General features: G+C 61.3%; 13 protein-coding genes. 5 read left to right on the top strand and 8 right to left on the bottom strand.

Annotated elements, in window-relative coordinates; all coding sequences use genetic code 11:
* Positions 1-42: 42 nt before the first annotated feature.
* Positions 43-2,304 (bottom strand): TonB-dependent receptor, encoded by a 2,262-nt coding sequence (locus AC3Z8Y_RS20345; RefSeq protein WP_490087319.1) that lies wholly within the window; start codon positions 2,302-2,304, stop codon positions 43-45.
* 202 nt (positions 2,305-2,506) lie between these two features.
* Between AC3Z8Y_RS20345 and AC3Z8Y_RS20340 the strand changes: the two genes are divergently transcribed.
* On the top strand, positions 2,507-3,187 hold the full coding sequence (locus AC3Z8Y_RS20340; protein WP_490087318.1) for a Fe2+-dependent dioxygenase: 681 nt from the start codon (positions 2,507-2,509) through the stop codon (positions 3,185-3,187).
* Entirely contained in the window at positions 3,184-3,924 is a 741-nt protein-coding gene (locus tag AC3Z8Y_RS20335; RefSeq protein WP_490087317.1) for a tetratricopeptide repeat protein, read from the top strand. The genes AC3Z8Y_RS20340 and AC3Z8Y_RS20335 overlap by 4 nt, the downstream gene beginning before the upstream one ends.
* A gap of 8 nt (positions 3,925-3,932) precedes the next feature.
* Here AC3Z8Y_RS20335 and AC3Z8Y_RS20330 read toward each other — a convergent pair whose 3' ends face one another.
* From AC3Z8Y_RS20330 to AC3Z8Y_RS20310, 5 genes are all read right to left on the bottom strand, one after another.
* Positions 3,933-5,096 carry a type III PLP-dependent enzyme gene (locus AC3Z8Y_RS20330; RefSeq protein ID WP_181115551.1) on the bottom strand — a complete coding sequence of 388 codons (1,164 nt, stop codon included), beginning with the start codon at positions 5,094-5,096 and terminating at the stop codon, positions 3,933-3,935.
* A gap of 419 nt (positions 5,097-5,515) precedes the next feature.
* Entirely contained in the window at positions 5,516-6,673 is a 1,158-nt protein-coding gene (locus AC3Z8Y_RS20325) for an osmoprotectant ABC transporter ATP-binding protein OsmV (RefSeq protein ID WP_490087316.1), read from the bottom strand.
* Positions 6,670-7,323 (bottom strand): ABC transporter permease, encoded by a 654-nt coding sequence (locus AC3Z8Y_RS20320; RefSeq protein WP_181115541.1) that lies wholly within the window; start codon positions 7,321-7,323, stop codon positions 6,670-6,672. Before AC3Z8Y_RS20320 ends, AC3Z8Y_RS20325 begins: the two co-directional genes overlap by 4 nt.
* Entirely contained in the window at positions 7,320-8,228 is a 909-nt protein-coding gene (locus AC3Z8Y_RS20315; protein WP_490087315.1) for a glycine betaine ABC transporter substrate-binding protein, read from the bottom strand. The genes AC3Z8Y_RS20320 and AC3Z8Y_RS20315 overlap by 4 nt, the downstream gene beginning before the upstream one ends.
* 15 nt (positions 8,229-8,243) lie before the next feature.
* Positions 8,244-8,963, bottom strand: a complete 720-nt coding sequence (locus tag AC3Z8Y_RS20310; protein ID WP_490087314.1) for an ABC transporter permease — start codon at positions 8,961-8,963, stop codon at positions 8,244-8,246.
* Between the two features lie 323 nt (positions 8,964-9,286).
* Between AC3Z8Y_RS20310 and AC3Z8Y_RS20305 the strand changes: the two genes are divergently transcribed.
* Both AC3Z8Y_RS20305 and AC3Z8Y_RS20300 read left to right on the top strand, forming a co-directional pair.
* Positions 9,287-10,870 (top strand): peptide chain release factor 3, encoded by a 1,584-nt coding sequence (locus tag AC3Z8Y_RS20305; RefSeq protein ID WP_490087313.1) that lies wholly within the window; start codon positions 9,287-9,289, stop codon positions 10,868-10,870.
* 55 nt (positions 10,871-10,925) lie between these two features.
* Entirely contained in the window at positions 10,926-11,252 is a 327-nt protein-coding gene (locus AC3Z8Y_RS20300; RefSeq protein WP_181115527.1) for an EthD family reductase, read from the top strand.
* On the opposite strand, the gene AC3Z8Y_RS20295 is transcribed toward AC3Z8Y_RS20300, so the two are convergent.
* Positions 11,200-12,420 (bottom strand): MFS transporter, encoded by a 1,221-nt coding sequence (locus AC3Z8Y_RS20295; protein WP_490087312.1) that lies wholly within the window; start codon positions 12,418-12,420, stop codon positions 11,200-11,202. The two genes, AC3Z8Y_RS20300 and AC3Z8Y_RS20295, sit on opposite strands and share 53 nt — an antisense overlap.
* Before the next feature lie 223 nt (positions 12,421-12,643).
* Here AC3Z8Y_RS20295 and AC3Z8Y_RS20290 point away from each other — a divergent pair, with 223 nt between their 5' ends.
* On the top strand, positions 12,644-13,582 hold the full coding sequence (locus tag AC3Z8Y_RS20290; protein WP_490087311.1) for a hypothetical protein: 939 nt from the start codon (positions 12,644-12,646) through the stop codon (positions 13,580-13,582).
* A 168-nt stretch (positions 13,583-13,750) separates the two neighbouring features.
* On the opposite strand, the gene AC3Z8Y_RS20285 is transcribed toward AC3Z8Y_RS20290, so the two are convergent.
* Complete coding sequence (locus tag AC3Z8Y_RS20285) at positions 13,751-14,596, bottom strand: MBL fold metallo-hydrolase (protein WP_490087310.1); 846 nt, start codon at positions 14,594-14,596, stop codon at positions 13,751-13,753.
* Positions 14,597-14,670 lie beyond the last annotated feature (74 nt).

Below are 14,670 nucleotides of genomic sequence, written 5' to 3'. Positions count from 1 at the left end.
ACCCCGCTGACCGAAGTGAGCGGGGTGGTTCGCCGGGTTGGGTTAGAAGTGGACGTTTGTGCTGAACAATACCGTCCGGCCGGCGGCCTGCGTGGCGAAGTGCGACGCGTAGGCCTTGTCGTAATAGGTTTTGTCGGTCAGGTTCTGCACGTTCACCTGGAAGTCCACGGTCTTGTTGAGCTTATAGGCGGCCATGGCGTCGTAGCGGGTGTACGAAGGAATGTACACGGTATTGCCTGTATCGCCGTACACGTCATCAACATAGAACGCACCGCCACCCACGGTGAGTTTCGGCATCAGCTCGTAGGTTGTCCACAGGCTGAAACTGTTCTTCGGAGTATTGGGCATCTCGTTACCGGAAGCCTGCGCGGCGCCTGCGGTGACGGCTCCGTTACGGCCGGTCAGGCCAGCGTCCACCAGTTCGCTGTCCAGATAGCTGTAGCCCGCGAACACCTGCCATTTATCGGTGATCTTGCCACTGGCGGAGAGCTCCACGCCGTCCACTCGGGATTTCCCCGCGTTTTGGTAACTGTTGGTGCTCACCAGAACGCGCGTGTTGTCCTTCTCTGTGCGGAAAATCGCGGCTGCCAGCGATACTCGCTCGTTGAACAGATCCCACTTGGTGCCGATTTCATAGTTCTTGGTGGTTTCCGGTTCCAGTTCGCTGGAAGCGGTGCCGGCGCTGAGCGGGTTGCCTTCGGAGCCATCGCCTACCAGCCCGCCGGGCGGAGTAGCCGAAGTAGCAAACGACGCATAGATGCTGCCGTTTTCCGTTGGCTTGAAGGTTATACCTGCCTGCCAATTCCAGAAGTTGCTGTCGTTGGTCGCATGAGCGGTGGGCGAATTGGCCGTTGTATCGAAGCTGTCGTAACGCGCGCCCAGGTTCAGCAACCACTGCGGGTCGAGCTCAATGGTGTCGAAAGCATACAGCGAACGCGTGTTGGCTGCGGTTTCGGTGGTTACACGGTTACGGGTGACAGTGCCACCGTAGGCGTCATCCGGGTTGGGGTTGCTCAGCGATGTGCAGTTGCCGGAAACACTGTTGCCGTTACCGGTGGGGGAGCAATTGGTCAGGCTGCTGGTGCTGTAGTTGTAGCCGCTGACCCGGGTTTTCTCCCGAGTGATTTCAAGGCCGGTGGAGTAATTGTTCTTGAAACCCAGTGCATGGAATTCGCCGAACAGGTCCGTCTGATTGGTGGTCGTTTCGGTTACCGATACCCGGCCATTGGCGCGGCGCCATACGGTGCCGTACTGGCTCACGTTACGCTTGCTGTCATCAGGCTGGGTCAGCAGGTAGTCCTGGCCGGTGTTGCCATGGCGAAGGGTGTTTTTCAGCGTCATGGTGTCGCTGAAGTCATGTTCGAAGGCGATGGTGCTGATGTCTGCGCGGGTCTTGCGGAAGTCGCGGTCCTTGAGCCCGTAGAAATTGCTGCTGTCCCCGCCGTCATCAGGCTTGTCATGACCATGAGCCGTAGCGGTGGGAGAGGCGTAGCCATAGGGAATGCCGGAGTCCGGCAGATCGTCACTTTCCATATGGTAGTAACTGAGGTTCAGCCGGTTTTCAGTGCCCAGGCCAAAGGTCAGCGACGGCGCCACGCCCCAACGGTCGTAATCGATTGCATCGCGGCCGGCCACGTTTTGCTCGTGGCTCATCAGGTTCAGGCGGAAAGCTGCGGTATCCAGGAATTTGCGGTTCACGTCGAGCGTGTAACGACGCGTCTGGTCCGAGCCATAAACGAAGCCGCCATCGAGGAAATCATAGTCCTTGGGCAGCTTGCTGATCAGGTTCAAGCTACCGCCAGCGCTACCCCTGCCGCCCATGGCGGAGTTTGGGCCCTTGCTGACTTCGATGGATTCGATATCGAAGATCTCGCGGCTTTGAGCGCCGGCATCCCGTACGCCGTCGATGTAGGTATCGCCCTGGGCATCGAAGCCCCGGATGATCGGGCGGTCCCCTTGAGGGTTGCCGCCTTCGCCTGCGCCGAAGGTAATGCCCGGCACGGTGCGCAAGGCGTCCTGGAGGGTAGTGGCAGCGGTATCCTTGATGACCTGCTGCGGAACAACAGTGACGGACCGAGGGGTGTCACGCAGGGGGGCGGTATATTTTTGCGACGCCGACTGTTCAACCTGGTACGAATCGCTTTGCGCCTTCTCGGTAACCGAGGTAGCGCCCAGGGTGACCGCGTTGTCTTCAGCTTCCGCGGCTTGCGCCATTTGTGCAGCGGAAAGGGACGTAATAGCGACCCCAACTGCAGAGGCGATCAGCCGTGGCGAGCCTTGGAATGGTTTGAAATGGCGTGACATTGGATTCCCTCCCCGGGTCTTGAGGCGGCGGAGAATAGGACAAATGCTTATCTGTATCAATTGAGAAATAATGCTGTTTGTGATCGCTTTACATTCTTTACATTTCGCACAGGGACCACCGAATCGCTTCATCCTGCAAGACCGCTTGCGATTGTGAACTGGGAATCAATATCATTGCGCCCTGTTCGCACGAGGCGCCGTCATGCTGATCCAAATCCCCGCCGTTTTTACTCCGGATGAGGTCGCCCGCATCCGCGAGGCGCTTGCCGCCACCGATTGGGCGGATGGCAAGCTCACGGCCGGTTACCAGTCCGCCAAGGCCAAGCACAACCTTCAGCTGCCCGAAGACCATCCATTGTCCCGGGAGATAGGCGCTGCCTTGCTGGAACGGCTGTGGGTCCATCCGCTGTTCCTGTCCGCGGCCTTGCCTCACAAGATCTTCCCGCCGCTGATCAACTGTTACCGGGATGGCGGCAGTTTCGATTTCCACATTGATAACGCAGTGCGCCAGCCGCGAGGCGGTGGCGAGCGCCTGCGCACCGACCTTTCTTCCACCCTGTTCCTCAGCGATCCCGCCGACTATGACGGCGGCGAGCTGGAAATACAGGACACCTTCGGCACCCAGGCCATCAAGCTGGCGGCCGGGGACATGCTGCTGTATCCGGGCACAAGCCTGCACAGGGTACGGCCAGTGACCCGAGGCGCGCGCTATGCGGCGTTCTTCTGGACGCAAAGCCTGGTGCGCGAGGATGCCCAGCGAGCGTTGCTGTTCGAGATGGACGGCGCCATTCAGTCCCTCACCGCCGCCGTGCCCGACCATCCCGCGTTGCTTCGGCTTACCGGCAGCTATCACAACCTCCTGCGCCGCTGGGTGGACGTGTGAGCGGCTGGACGCTTCGCCGCGAAGACACCCTCGATGCCGCCCAATTGAAAGACCAGTTAGCCGACACCCCTGCACGCGCGGCCCAGGCCATTCTGGCCGCTGCGGGCGCGGGTGCCGTGGAAGCGCAAGCGCTGTTGGGGCAGATTCTGCTGGACGGCCGTGGCATCGAGCGCGACGCCGCCCTGGCGCTGCGTTGGTTCCAGATCGCCGCTGACGCGGGGCACCTCATGGCCAGGAACATGCTGGGGCGGTGTCATGAGCATGGCTGGGGCTGCGAGCCAAACCCGGCCCGGGCGGCGGTGGAGTACCGCGCCTGTGCCGATAAGGGGCTGGATTGGGGGTCGTATAACCTGGCCAATCTGCTCGCCACTGGGCGAGGGGTGGCTAAAGACGAACCCGCTGCAGTAGTGTGCTACCAGCGTGCCGCGGAACAAGGGCATGCCAAGTCCATGAACCTGTATGGCCGGTATCTTGAAGAAGGGAATGTACTGCCTCGGGACGTTGCAGCCGCTCATCGCTGGTACCGGCGTTCGGCCGAGAATGGGGATTTTCGCGGGCAATTCAGCCATGCCGGCGTGTTGATCGCCCAGGGCAGGCTGGAAGAGGGGATGGCCTGGCTGGAAAAGGCCCGCCTCGGCGGCCATGAGCGGTTTCGCCGCACTGCCGCCGAGGCGTTGGCCCAGGCGCCTCACCCGCAGGTACGGGCTTTGGCGGCGCGCTGGGCCGAAGCCGCTTAAGGCAACGCCTACAGGTAGTAGGACTTCAGCGGCGGGAAGCCATTGAATTCCACGGCGCTGTAGCTGGTGGTGTAGGCACCGGTGGACAGCCAGTACAGGCGGTCGCCGCTGGCGAGGTTCAGCGGCAGGCCGTACTTGTAATGCTCGTACATGATGTCGGCGCTGTCGCAGGTTGGCCCGGCGATCACCACTTCCTCCACTTCGCCCTTCTTCTCTACCCAGATCGGGAACTTGATGGATTCGTCGGTGGTTTCGATCAAGCCCGAGAACTTGCCCACATCCGTGTACACCCAGCGCTCCACTGCGGTACGCGACTTGCGGGCCACCAGTACTACTTCGCTTACCAGGATGCCAGCGTTGGCAATCAGCGAACGGCCCGGCTCCAGGATGATTTCCGGCAGGTCATCGCCGAAGTCTTCCTTGAGAAAGCGGATGATTTCCTCGGCGTAGGTTTCCAGGCTGTTGGTGCGGGTGATGTAGTTGGCCGGGAAGCCACCGCCCATGTTGATCAGCTTGAGTTCGATGCCGTCCTCTTCCTTGAGGCGCTCGAAAATCACTTTTACCTTGGCGATCGCGGCATCCCACACGCTGATGTCACGCTGCTGCGAACCCACGTGGAACGACACGCCATAGGGCACCAGGCCCAGGTCGCGCGCAAGGATCAGCAGGTCCATGGCCATGTCGGTCTGGCAGCCGAACTTGCGCGACAGGGGCCAGTCCGCCGTGGTGGAGCCCTCGGTCAGGATACGTACGTACACCTTCGAACCCGGCGCGGCTTTGGCGATGTTGCGCAGGTCCGCTTCGGAATCGGTGGCATACAGGCGCACGCCCTTCTCGTAGAAATAACGGATGTCCTTGGCTTTTTTGATGGTGTTGCCGTAGCTGATGCGCTCCGGGCCAACGCCACGGCCCATCACCTTGTCCAGCTCGTAGATCGAGGCGATGTCGAAGCTCGAGCCCTTGTCGCGCAGCAGGTCGATGATCTCCACGGCCGGGTTGGCCTTGACCGCGTAGTACACCTTGGCGAATTCGAAACCCGCGCGCAGGTCGTCGTAGGCCTGGCTGATGATCTGGGTATCGATCAGTACGAACGGGGTTTCCTGAGTGTCGGCGAAGGCCTTCATTTTCTGGAAGGTTTCGCGAGGGTAGTAATCTTCGACGTTGATCGACATGGAGACTCCTCAAGGGAAGCGTGAATGAAAGTGGTTGAACTGAACGCCCTCCGTATCCCCACTTTGGTTCGCCTACTTCCCAAGGCTGTTCGCCGAAAGCAAAAAGGCCACCCCGGGGAAGCGGCTGAGCTTGCCTGCTTCCCAAATAAGGAGGTGACCTTGCTGTCTCGTCGTCAGTACTTGAGCCGGATGGATCGTTTCCAGCATGGACGTTCGGCGCGCACTGTAGGGCGTAAGGGGGGCGAGATCAACTAAAAATGTCGCGTTTAAATAAATTCAACGTCGCATTTAAATAAATTAAACAGGGTGAATCGATCTGTAGGAAGCGGCGGCCGGCCATCCGACGAAGTTCGCCAATAGTCGTTACTCCCATTCTTCGCGAGCTGCGCCCGCTTCCTACAGGCCTGATGTGAATCGAGTCAGGCCATTGCCTGCTCCGCCGGCGACACGATGCTGGTTTTCATCCCGCGCGAACGCCCGGAGCTGAGGTAGGCGGCAATGGACTCTTGCGTGACCTCGCCCTGGAACACCTGCTCGGCATTCATTACCGGTAGCCACGAGCGGTTAAACTCGTACATGCGTGACAGCAGGATGCGGCAGTTTTCTTCCGAGGCCGCCGTGGCCGTGAACGGGCGCAAGAAGCTTTCGCACTGGCCTTGCTGGCGGTGCAAGTCGCGGCGACGCACATAACCCAGCCCTCGATTCCCTGCGTCGGTGACCACCACGTAGCGCCGATCGTGCTCGTCCATCAGCTCCAGGGCGTCGGCCACCGGGGTGTCCGGGCTTACGGATGGCGCGTTGTCCGCTGCTTCTTCGGCCTTTACCAGCAGCAAGCGCTTGAGGGTGCTGTCCTGGCCCACGAAGTTGCTGACGAAATCGTCCACCGGGTGGGCCAGCAGGGTGTCCGGGTGGTCCAACTGCAACAGCTTGCCCGCGCGGAATATCGCGATCTTGTCGCCCAGCTTCAACGCTTCGTCGATGTCGTGGCTGACCATGATCACGGTTTTGTTCAGGGCCCGCTGCATCTCGAAGAATTCGTTCTGGATCATCTCGCGGTTGATTGGGTCCACGGCGCCGAAAGGCTCATCCATCAGCAGCAATGGCGCATCCGCCGCCAAGGCACGAATTACCCCGATGCGCTGCTGCTGGCCGCCGGACAACTCGCGCGGGTAGCGGCTCAAGTACTGTTTGGGCTCGAGCTTGATCATGCTCATCAGCTCCCGGGCACGCTCGCGGCAGCGGTCCTTGTCCCAGCCCAGCAGGCGCGGTACCACCGTGATGTTCTCTTCGATGGTCATGTTCGGGAACAGCCCGATCTGCTGGATCACGTAGCCGATCTTGCGGCGCAGCGTCACTTCATCCAGCGAACTGGTGTCCTCGCCATTGATCAGCACTTTCCCGGAGGTGGGCTCGATCAACCGGTTGATCATTTTTAACGTGGTGCTTTTGCCGCAACCGGAGGGGCCCAGGAATACGCAGATCTCGCCCTCGTTCACGGTCAGGCTCACGGCGTCCACGGCGCGGACGTCCTTGCCATTGCTGTTGAACGTCTTGGTCAGGTTCTGGAGTTCGATCATTTGAGCAATCCTTTTGGTGTCAGCGAGCGTTGCAGCCATTGCAGGAAAAGGTCGGCGACGATGGCGAGCAGGCTCACCAATACCGCGCCCACGACCAGCATCGACATGTCGCTGCGGCTGATGGAAGTCAGGATAAGTACACCGAGGCCGCCGGCCCCGATGGTGGCGGCGATGGTCATCACGCCAATGTTCATCACCACGGCGGTGCGCACCCCGGCCAGGATCACCGGTACGGCAATCGGCAATTCCACCATGCGCAAACGCTGGCCGAAGGTCATGCCGATGCCCTTGGCCGCTTCACGAATGCCGGGCTCCACGCTGGTAAGGGCCAGGTAGGTATTACGCAGGATGGGCAGCAGTGAATAAAGGAACACGGCAGTGATTGCCGGCAGCGGGCCCAGGCCTTGGCCGAACTTCGAATAGAACGGCAGCAGCAGGCCAAACAACGCGATGGAAGGGATAGTCAGCAACACCGTGGCAGCGGCCTGTAGCGGGCCAGCGAGTACGGGGAAGCGGGTCATCACGATGCCCAACGGTACGCCGATCAGGATGGCCAGGCTTACGGCAATGCCTACAAGCATCACGTGCTGGCCGGTGAGGTGCAGCACCTGCTGCCAGTCGATGTGCTGGAAGGTCGCGAGCATGTTCATTTCGCCTCCTTCAGTTCAGGGTGCTGGGCAAGGAACGCATCGGCCACTGCGCCAGGGTTTTCGTGGTCCACATCCACACGCGTGTTCAGCTGGCGCATAGTGGCGTTGTCCAGCAGTTCGGCCAGCGGCTTGAGCAGCGTCGCCAGTTGCGGGTACTGGTCCAGCACGGCCTTGCGCACCACCGGCGCTGCGGTGTAGTCGGGGAAGTAGTGGCGGTCGTCTTCCAGCACCTTGAGCTTGAAGGCATCCAGGCGGCCATCGGTGGTGTACACCAGGCCGGTGAACACCTGGCCGTTGCGCAGGGCGGTGTACACCAGGCCGGCGTCCATCTGGCGAATGTCGCGGCGGTCGAACGCCAAGCCGTAGGCCTGGGTAAGGCCCACCAGCCCGTCCGGGCGGTTGGCGAATTCGGTGTCCAATGCAAGCACGTGGTCCTCGTCCTTTTCACGCTTCACCAGCGCGTTCAACTGGCTGATGGTGTTCACCTCGGGGTAGCGCTGCGCGACCTTGTCGGGAAACGCCAAGGCGTAGGTGTTGTTGAACTTCGAGGGCGCCAGCCACACCAGGCCCTTTTGCGCGTCCAACGCTTTCACTCGTGCGTAGGTAGCGTTGCTGTCGAGCTTTTCGTTGACGTGGTTATAGGAAACCAACGACACCCCGGTGTATTCCCACAGCAGGTCCAGTTGCCCGCTTTCCTGGGCGCTGCGGGCGATATTGCTGCCCAGGCCGCCAGTGATTTCAGTACGAAAGCCCTTGGTGGCCAAGTACTTCGAGGTGAGCGTGGCCAGTACGGTCTGCTCGGTAAAAACCCGCGCGCCGATGCGCAGCAGGGGTTGTTCGTCCGCCGCCTGGGCAATGCCCGAGAACAGCAGGGCTGCCGCCAGCAGCCAGCCTGATTTGGTCATGTGCGTGTCCTTGTGTCAGCGGGCAGGGGCGAGGCCGCGTTCCAGCCAAGTACGGCTGATCACCAGCACCAGGCCATCGAGCACCAGTGCCAGCAATGCGGTACAGGCCGCCCCCAGCACCAGCTGCGGCTGATTGTTCAGCGCAATGCCAGGGAAGATCAGGCTGCCGAGGCTGTTGGCGCCGATCAGGAACGACAGCGGCGCGGTGCCCACATTGAGCGCCAGCGCTACCCGTACCCCACCGATGATGATCGGCACAGCGTTGGGCAGCTCCACTTGCCACAGCACCTGGCGCGGGGTCATGCCGATACCGGTGGCAGCTTCCTTCAGCGAGCCGGGAACGTTCTTCAGGCCTTCGTAAGTGTTTCGCACGATGGGCAACAAAGAGGCGAGGAACAGCGCAAGGATGGCCGGGCCGCTGCCAATGCCGAGAATGCCAAGGGCAATGGCGAGCACGGCGAGGGGCGGGACGGTATTGCCGATGTTGAACACTTGCATGAAGCGTTCGGCGTGCCGGGCCATGGCCGGGCGGCTGAGCAGTACACCAGCGGGGATGCCGATCAACAGAGCGGCTAACATGGACACCAGTACAAGCACCAGGTGGGCTTGCAGGTAGAACAGCAGGTCTTGCTGGTAATGCAGCACGGTTTCAACGCCGATCCAGTGGATCAGCAGGGCCAGGACGGCGAGCACAGCGGCGCACCCTGCCAGGCCCGTTCCATAGCGTGTGGCCATAGAAACTCCTGTTTATCGGTCTGCGCAAACACGCTCGGCGATGCCCGGGGAGGGAGGCGTTCGAGTGTTGGCGCGAAGTGCGGTTCGTACCTGGGCGGCAAGCGCCTGGCGAACCCTGAGCACGACCCCGTCAGGTCGCGAATTGCCAAGTGTTTCTGCCGCGCAAGCGAAGCGGTTGCGCGGCAATGGACGGCTCCAGTGTTTTAAAGGTTCCCACACACAGGCTGGTGTGGGAACCCCGAATGTTGCTGGACGGTTCAGCGCAGGCCCGGTTCTGGGCTATAATCCGTACCCTTTTTTGTTTAGCTCCCGGGCGATTTTCCATGACCCAGCAGGCCGCCGAAGTCGCGAAGCGCCGTACCTTCGCAATCATTTCCCACCCCGACGCCGGTAAAACCACCATCACTGAAAAGCTGTTGCTGATGGGCAAGGCAATCGCGGTGGCCGGTACGGTCAAGTCGCGCAAATCGGACCGCCATGCCACGTCCGACTGGATGGAAATGGAGAAGCAGCGCGGTATCTCTATCACCACGTCCGTGATGCAGTTCCCTTACCGCGATCACATGATCAACCTGCTCGACACCCCGGGCCACGAAGACTTCTCCGAAGACACCTACCGCACCCTCACCGCGGTGGACTCGGCGCTGATGGTGCTCGACGGCGGTAAAGGTGTAGAGCCGCGCACCATTGCCCTGATGGACGTGTGCCGCCTGCGCGATACGCCCATCGTGAGCTTCATCAACAAGCTGGACCGGGACATCCGCGACCCGATCGAGCTGCTGGACGAGATCGAGGCGGTATTGAAGATCAAGGCCGCGCCCATCACCTGGCCGATTGGTTGCTATCGGGATTTCAAGGGCGTGTACCACCTCGAAGGCGATTACATCATCGTCTACACCCCTGGCCATGGCCATGAGCGGACCGAAGTGAAAATCATCGAGAAGCTGGACTCGGACGAAGCCCGCGCCCACCTTGGTGATGAATACGAGCGGTTCATCGAGCAGCTGGAGCTGGTGCAGGGCGCCTGCCATCCGTTCGACCAGGACGAGTTCATGAATGGTCAGCTCACGCCGGTATTCTTCGGCACCGCCCTGGGCAACTTCGGCGTAGACCATGTGCTGGACGCTGTCGTGAACTGGGCGCCGCGCCCGTTGGCCCGTGTGGCGCACGAGCGCACCGTGGAGCCTGTCGAAGAGAAGTTCACCGGCTTTGTGTTCAAGATCCAGGCGAACATGGACCCCAAACACCGCGACCGTATCGCCTTCATGCGCATCTGCTCGGGCCGCTACGACCAGGGCATGAAGATGCGCCACGTGCGCACCGGCAAGGACATGCGCATCGGCGACGCGCTTACGTTCTTCTCCTCCGAGCGTGAGCAACTGGTAGAGGCCTTCGCCGGCGACATCATCGGCTTGCACAACCATGGCACCATCCAGATCGGCGACACCTTCACCGAAGGCGAAAGCCTTGGCTTTACCGGCATCCCGCACTTCGCCCCGGAGCTGTTCCGCCGCGTGCGCCTGAAAGACCCTCTCAAGTCCAAGCAACTGCGCCAGGGCCTGCAACAGTTGGCGGAAGAGGGCGCCACCCAGGTGTTCTTCCCGCAACGCAGTAACGACATCATCCTCGGCGCGGTGGGTGTGCTGCAGTTCGACGTAGTGGCCAGCCGCCTCAAGGAAGAATATAAGGTGGAATGCGCCTACGAGCCGATCACCGTGTGGTCGGCCCGCTGGATCGCCTGCGACGACAAGAAGAAGCTGGAGGAATTCGAGGTCAAGGCCATGGAAAACCTGGCCATCGACGGCGGCGGTCACCTGACTTACCTGGCCCCTACGCGGGTGAACCTGTCGGTGATGGAAGAGCGCTGGCCGGACGTGAAATTCCGCGCCACCCGCGAGCACCATTGATTCATCACCAATAGCGCTTATGCTTGGGCCTTTCTCTATGACGAAGGGCCCTCGCATGATCAAGGTTTCCGTTCTCTACCCCAACGCCAACGGCGCCACGTTCGATCACGATTACTACCTGAACAAGCACATGGCCCTGGTAAGCGAACGCCTGGGCCCCAGCCTGCTCTCGTACAGCGTGGACAAAGGCGTGGTGGGTGACGAAGCTGGCACCCCGCCGTTGTACGTGACCCAATGCAACCTGTATTTCGAATCCATGGCCAGCCTGGCCACGGTGATGGGCGCCCATGGCGGCGAGCTGAACGCCGACGTGCCCAACTTCACCAACATCACCCCGGTGACGCAGGTGAGTGAAGTGTTGGTGGATACCCGGGGGGCATAAGCCTGGCCCCCGTGCGATAGGCCACCCCGCCCGCGACGATAAAGCTGCCCAGCATCAGGAACATCCACGATGCTGGCGCGGCCCCGAGCACCCAGCCGCACAGTACCGGCCCCAATGCCGCCCCAAGGTTGGCCAGGTTCTGCGCGCCGTAATACATGCCGCGCAAATGGTGCGGGGCAATCCGGTCGATGAACATGTACTCGGCAGGGAACACGATGATTTCCCCCAGCGTGAACACCGCCATCGCCAATGCCCAGTGCAACAGGCTGTCGGCCAAGGCAAAGCCTGCCACCCCCACCAGAAACAGCGAAAGCCCCGCCATCAGCCAGGCCTGCAACCGCTCGGGGGTAATGTGCCGGGCAATGGCGTATTGAAGGCATATCACGACCACTGCATTGACCGCGACCAGCGTGCTGATCACCGGGTAAGCGGCCTCGGCGCTTTGGGTGCTCACCAAGTATTCAGACAGCCACGCAGTGAATTGCCCGAACACCACAGCACTCAGCAACCCGCCCAGGGTGAAGCACACCAGGCGCCGATCCGTGAGTAGCACCCGGCCAACCGCGAGGAAGGACGGGGCTCCCGCAGCAACTGCCGGCTTGCCATGGCGCTCGCCCCATCGGGCGTACACACCGAGGAAGGCGAGCCCTAGCACTGCCGACACAATGAACGGCAGCTTCAGGTGCGCCTGGGCGAGCCACGCGCCAAAGAAAGGGCCGATGGCATAGCCCATATTGATCAGGGTGTAGCGAACCGAAAAAACGCGGCCCTGCTCACCGGGCGATAAAAGGCGGCCAAACGAGGCTTTCACCACAACATCCATCACCGCATACGCGAAGTTGAAGGCCACCAGGAATATGAAAAACAGCCAGATATCGCCGGTGAGGCACATGCCGCAGAAACCCGCGACGAACAGCGTGGCGTAGCAAAGGATGAGCGTGTAATTGGAGCAGCGGTCCGTGAGGTACCCGCCATACAGGCTCAACAACGACCCGCCCACCAACGCGCCACCAATCACGGCGCCAATGGCGGCGATGCCAAGGCCAAAGCTCGAGGACAGGTAAACCACCAGAAACGGCAGCGAGATGGCGCGTGCCAGGGTGAGCACGAAGGAACTGGCCAGCAGCAGATTAACGGCTAGTGGGTAGCGCTTGAGGAAGGTGAACATCCGTGGTCACTTCGCAGATCGGCAGCGGAGGATAACCGGCTTTTTGCCATGATGCATAACACCATGGAAAAAGTGCGGGATCCCGCATTTTGCATGATCCGGCGCGTGGCGCCGCTGCTTAAACACCTGATTTTGCGGGGGACGGGGATCTGCCGTTGCTGGCACGCCCACTGCATTCGCCTTGAGTGACGGACTTATTGCTAACTAAAAAAGGCCTCACTAAATGATCACTTCTGCCGAGTATCCATCTGCCGTTTCTGACGGCCCCAATCGCTCAGGAGTCTCCTGGGCAGCCATCTTCGCGGGCGCCGCCGGTGCCGCAGCGTTGACATTGATCCTGGTAGTCGCGGGCGCGGGGTTAGGCTTCGCTGCAACATCGCCGTGGGCGAACGAGGGGGCCAGCGCGAAAACACTGGGTATTTCCAGCATTCTCTGGCTGCTGGTCACCGCTATCCTCGCCTCCGGGTTAGGTGGCTATCTGGCCGGCCGGCTGCGGGTGAAGTGGGCAAACCTGCACGGGGATGAGGTGTATTTCCGCGACACGGCTCACGGTTTCCTGTCCTGGGCTGTTGCCACACTGGTGACCACAGCAATGATCGTCGGTACCGCCGGTAACGTGGTAGGGGCGGGTGCCCAGGCGGGTGCCAGTGTTGCTTCTGGTGCGGCCACCGTAGCGGGTAGCGCCGCCGGCGGCGCCGCTGCCAATGCCGGTGGGGGCAACCCGATGGATTACTTCACCGATACGCTGTTCCGTAGCAACGGGCCTGCTTCGGTAAGTGACGATGCCGCCAATGGTGTGGCCGGGCGGATTTTCTCCAAGGCCCTGTCGGGTGACGGTACGCTGAACGCCGATGACCGCACCTACCTGGCGCAACTGGTTGCCCAGCGTACGCGCTTGAGCCAGCCCGAAGCCGAAGCCCGTGTCGACCAAGTGTATGCGCAGGTACGCAAAGCAGTGGATGACGCCAAGCTCAAGGCTCAGCAAGCTGCCGATGCTGCAGCCAAGGCTGCGGCGTGGGCTTCGCTGTGGACCTTTATCACCCTGTTGTGTGGTGCCTTCGCTGCCAGCCTGGCGGCGCTGTTCGGTGGCCGTCAACGCGATCAGGCCCGCTGGATTGAAGAACGCCACGCTACCCAAACCACCACCGTTCCCGTTCGCTAAGGCAACGGGCTGACCAATAAAGGAGAAACACCATGCGCTCCCTACTGCTGTGGTTCCTGGGCATCCCAATCCCGATCATCATTCTGATTGCGCTGTTCGTCCATTGACCCAAATGCGCTGACAAAAGAACGCCGCAATCCTCGATTGCGGCGTTTTCGTTTGGGCGGGCTATGGGCGCCTGGGGTTCGCCGCTTGCGCTCGCTCGAGTTCCAACGCGTCATGGCTGCAGAACATGCGCACCTGCTGATCGGTCGCCAGGGACAGCGCCCGCAAGCGGTTCTGGTTATTCATACGCTGGGTGTGGTCGTATTCCATCATGCGCTGATAGAAGCGCAGCCCGGGCGTGCATTCGCGCCGATGGCTGCCAATTTCACCCCGGTAGAAGTACGCATCGCCAGCATGCAGCAACCAACCGTCCCCGGTGCGTACGGCCACGCCTGCGTGCCCTGGGGTGTGGCCTGCCAGCGGCACCAGCAGTATGTCGTGGCTGTTGGCGCCAATCAGGGTGCGCACTGCGTCGAAACCATTCCAGCGTTCCCCTTGAGGCTGATAGAAGGCCCAGTCGGTGACGCCGTTCCACTGCTTTTCGCGAAACCTGCGAGTGTCGCGCCATCCCGCCGCCGAACGCGCCGCGTCCATTTCCGTTTGCATCACATGCACCCGGGCGTTGGGGAAGTCTTCAAGGCCACCGGCGTGGTCGAAATCCAGGTGTGTGAGCACGATGTGCCGCACGTCCTGCGGATCGAAGCCCAGCTGGCGCACCTGCTCAAGCGCGGTGTAACGGTGCTCGAAACGGATGTTGTTGAAGTAGCGAAAGAAGGTGCTCAGGCGTGCCCCGGGACGGGCGACGTCGGCGGTACCAAAGCCGGTATCGACCAGCACCAGGCCGTCGGTGTCGGTTTCGATCAACAGGCAGTGGCAGACCAGCCGGGCTGTAAGGCCACGGCTGAAGCCATCGAATAACGCCCCGCCGAGGGGGCACATGCAGCCGCAATTGAGGTGATGAACGCGCATGGGGAACTCCGCACAGGGCTATACAGCAGCGACTGCGCGGGGCACGGTGTGATCCCTCTAAGCGATAAGCGGAG

The sequence above is a fragment of the Pseudomonas sp. 3MAES_34.3B genome (assembly GCF_058145875.1).
Note: the sequence above shows the minus strand (reverse complement) of the source record. Positions and strands in the feature narration are given on the sequence as shown.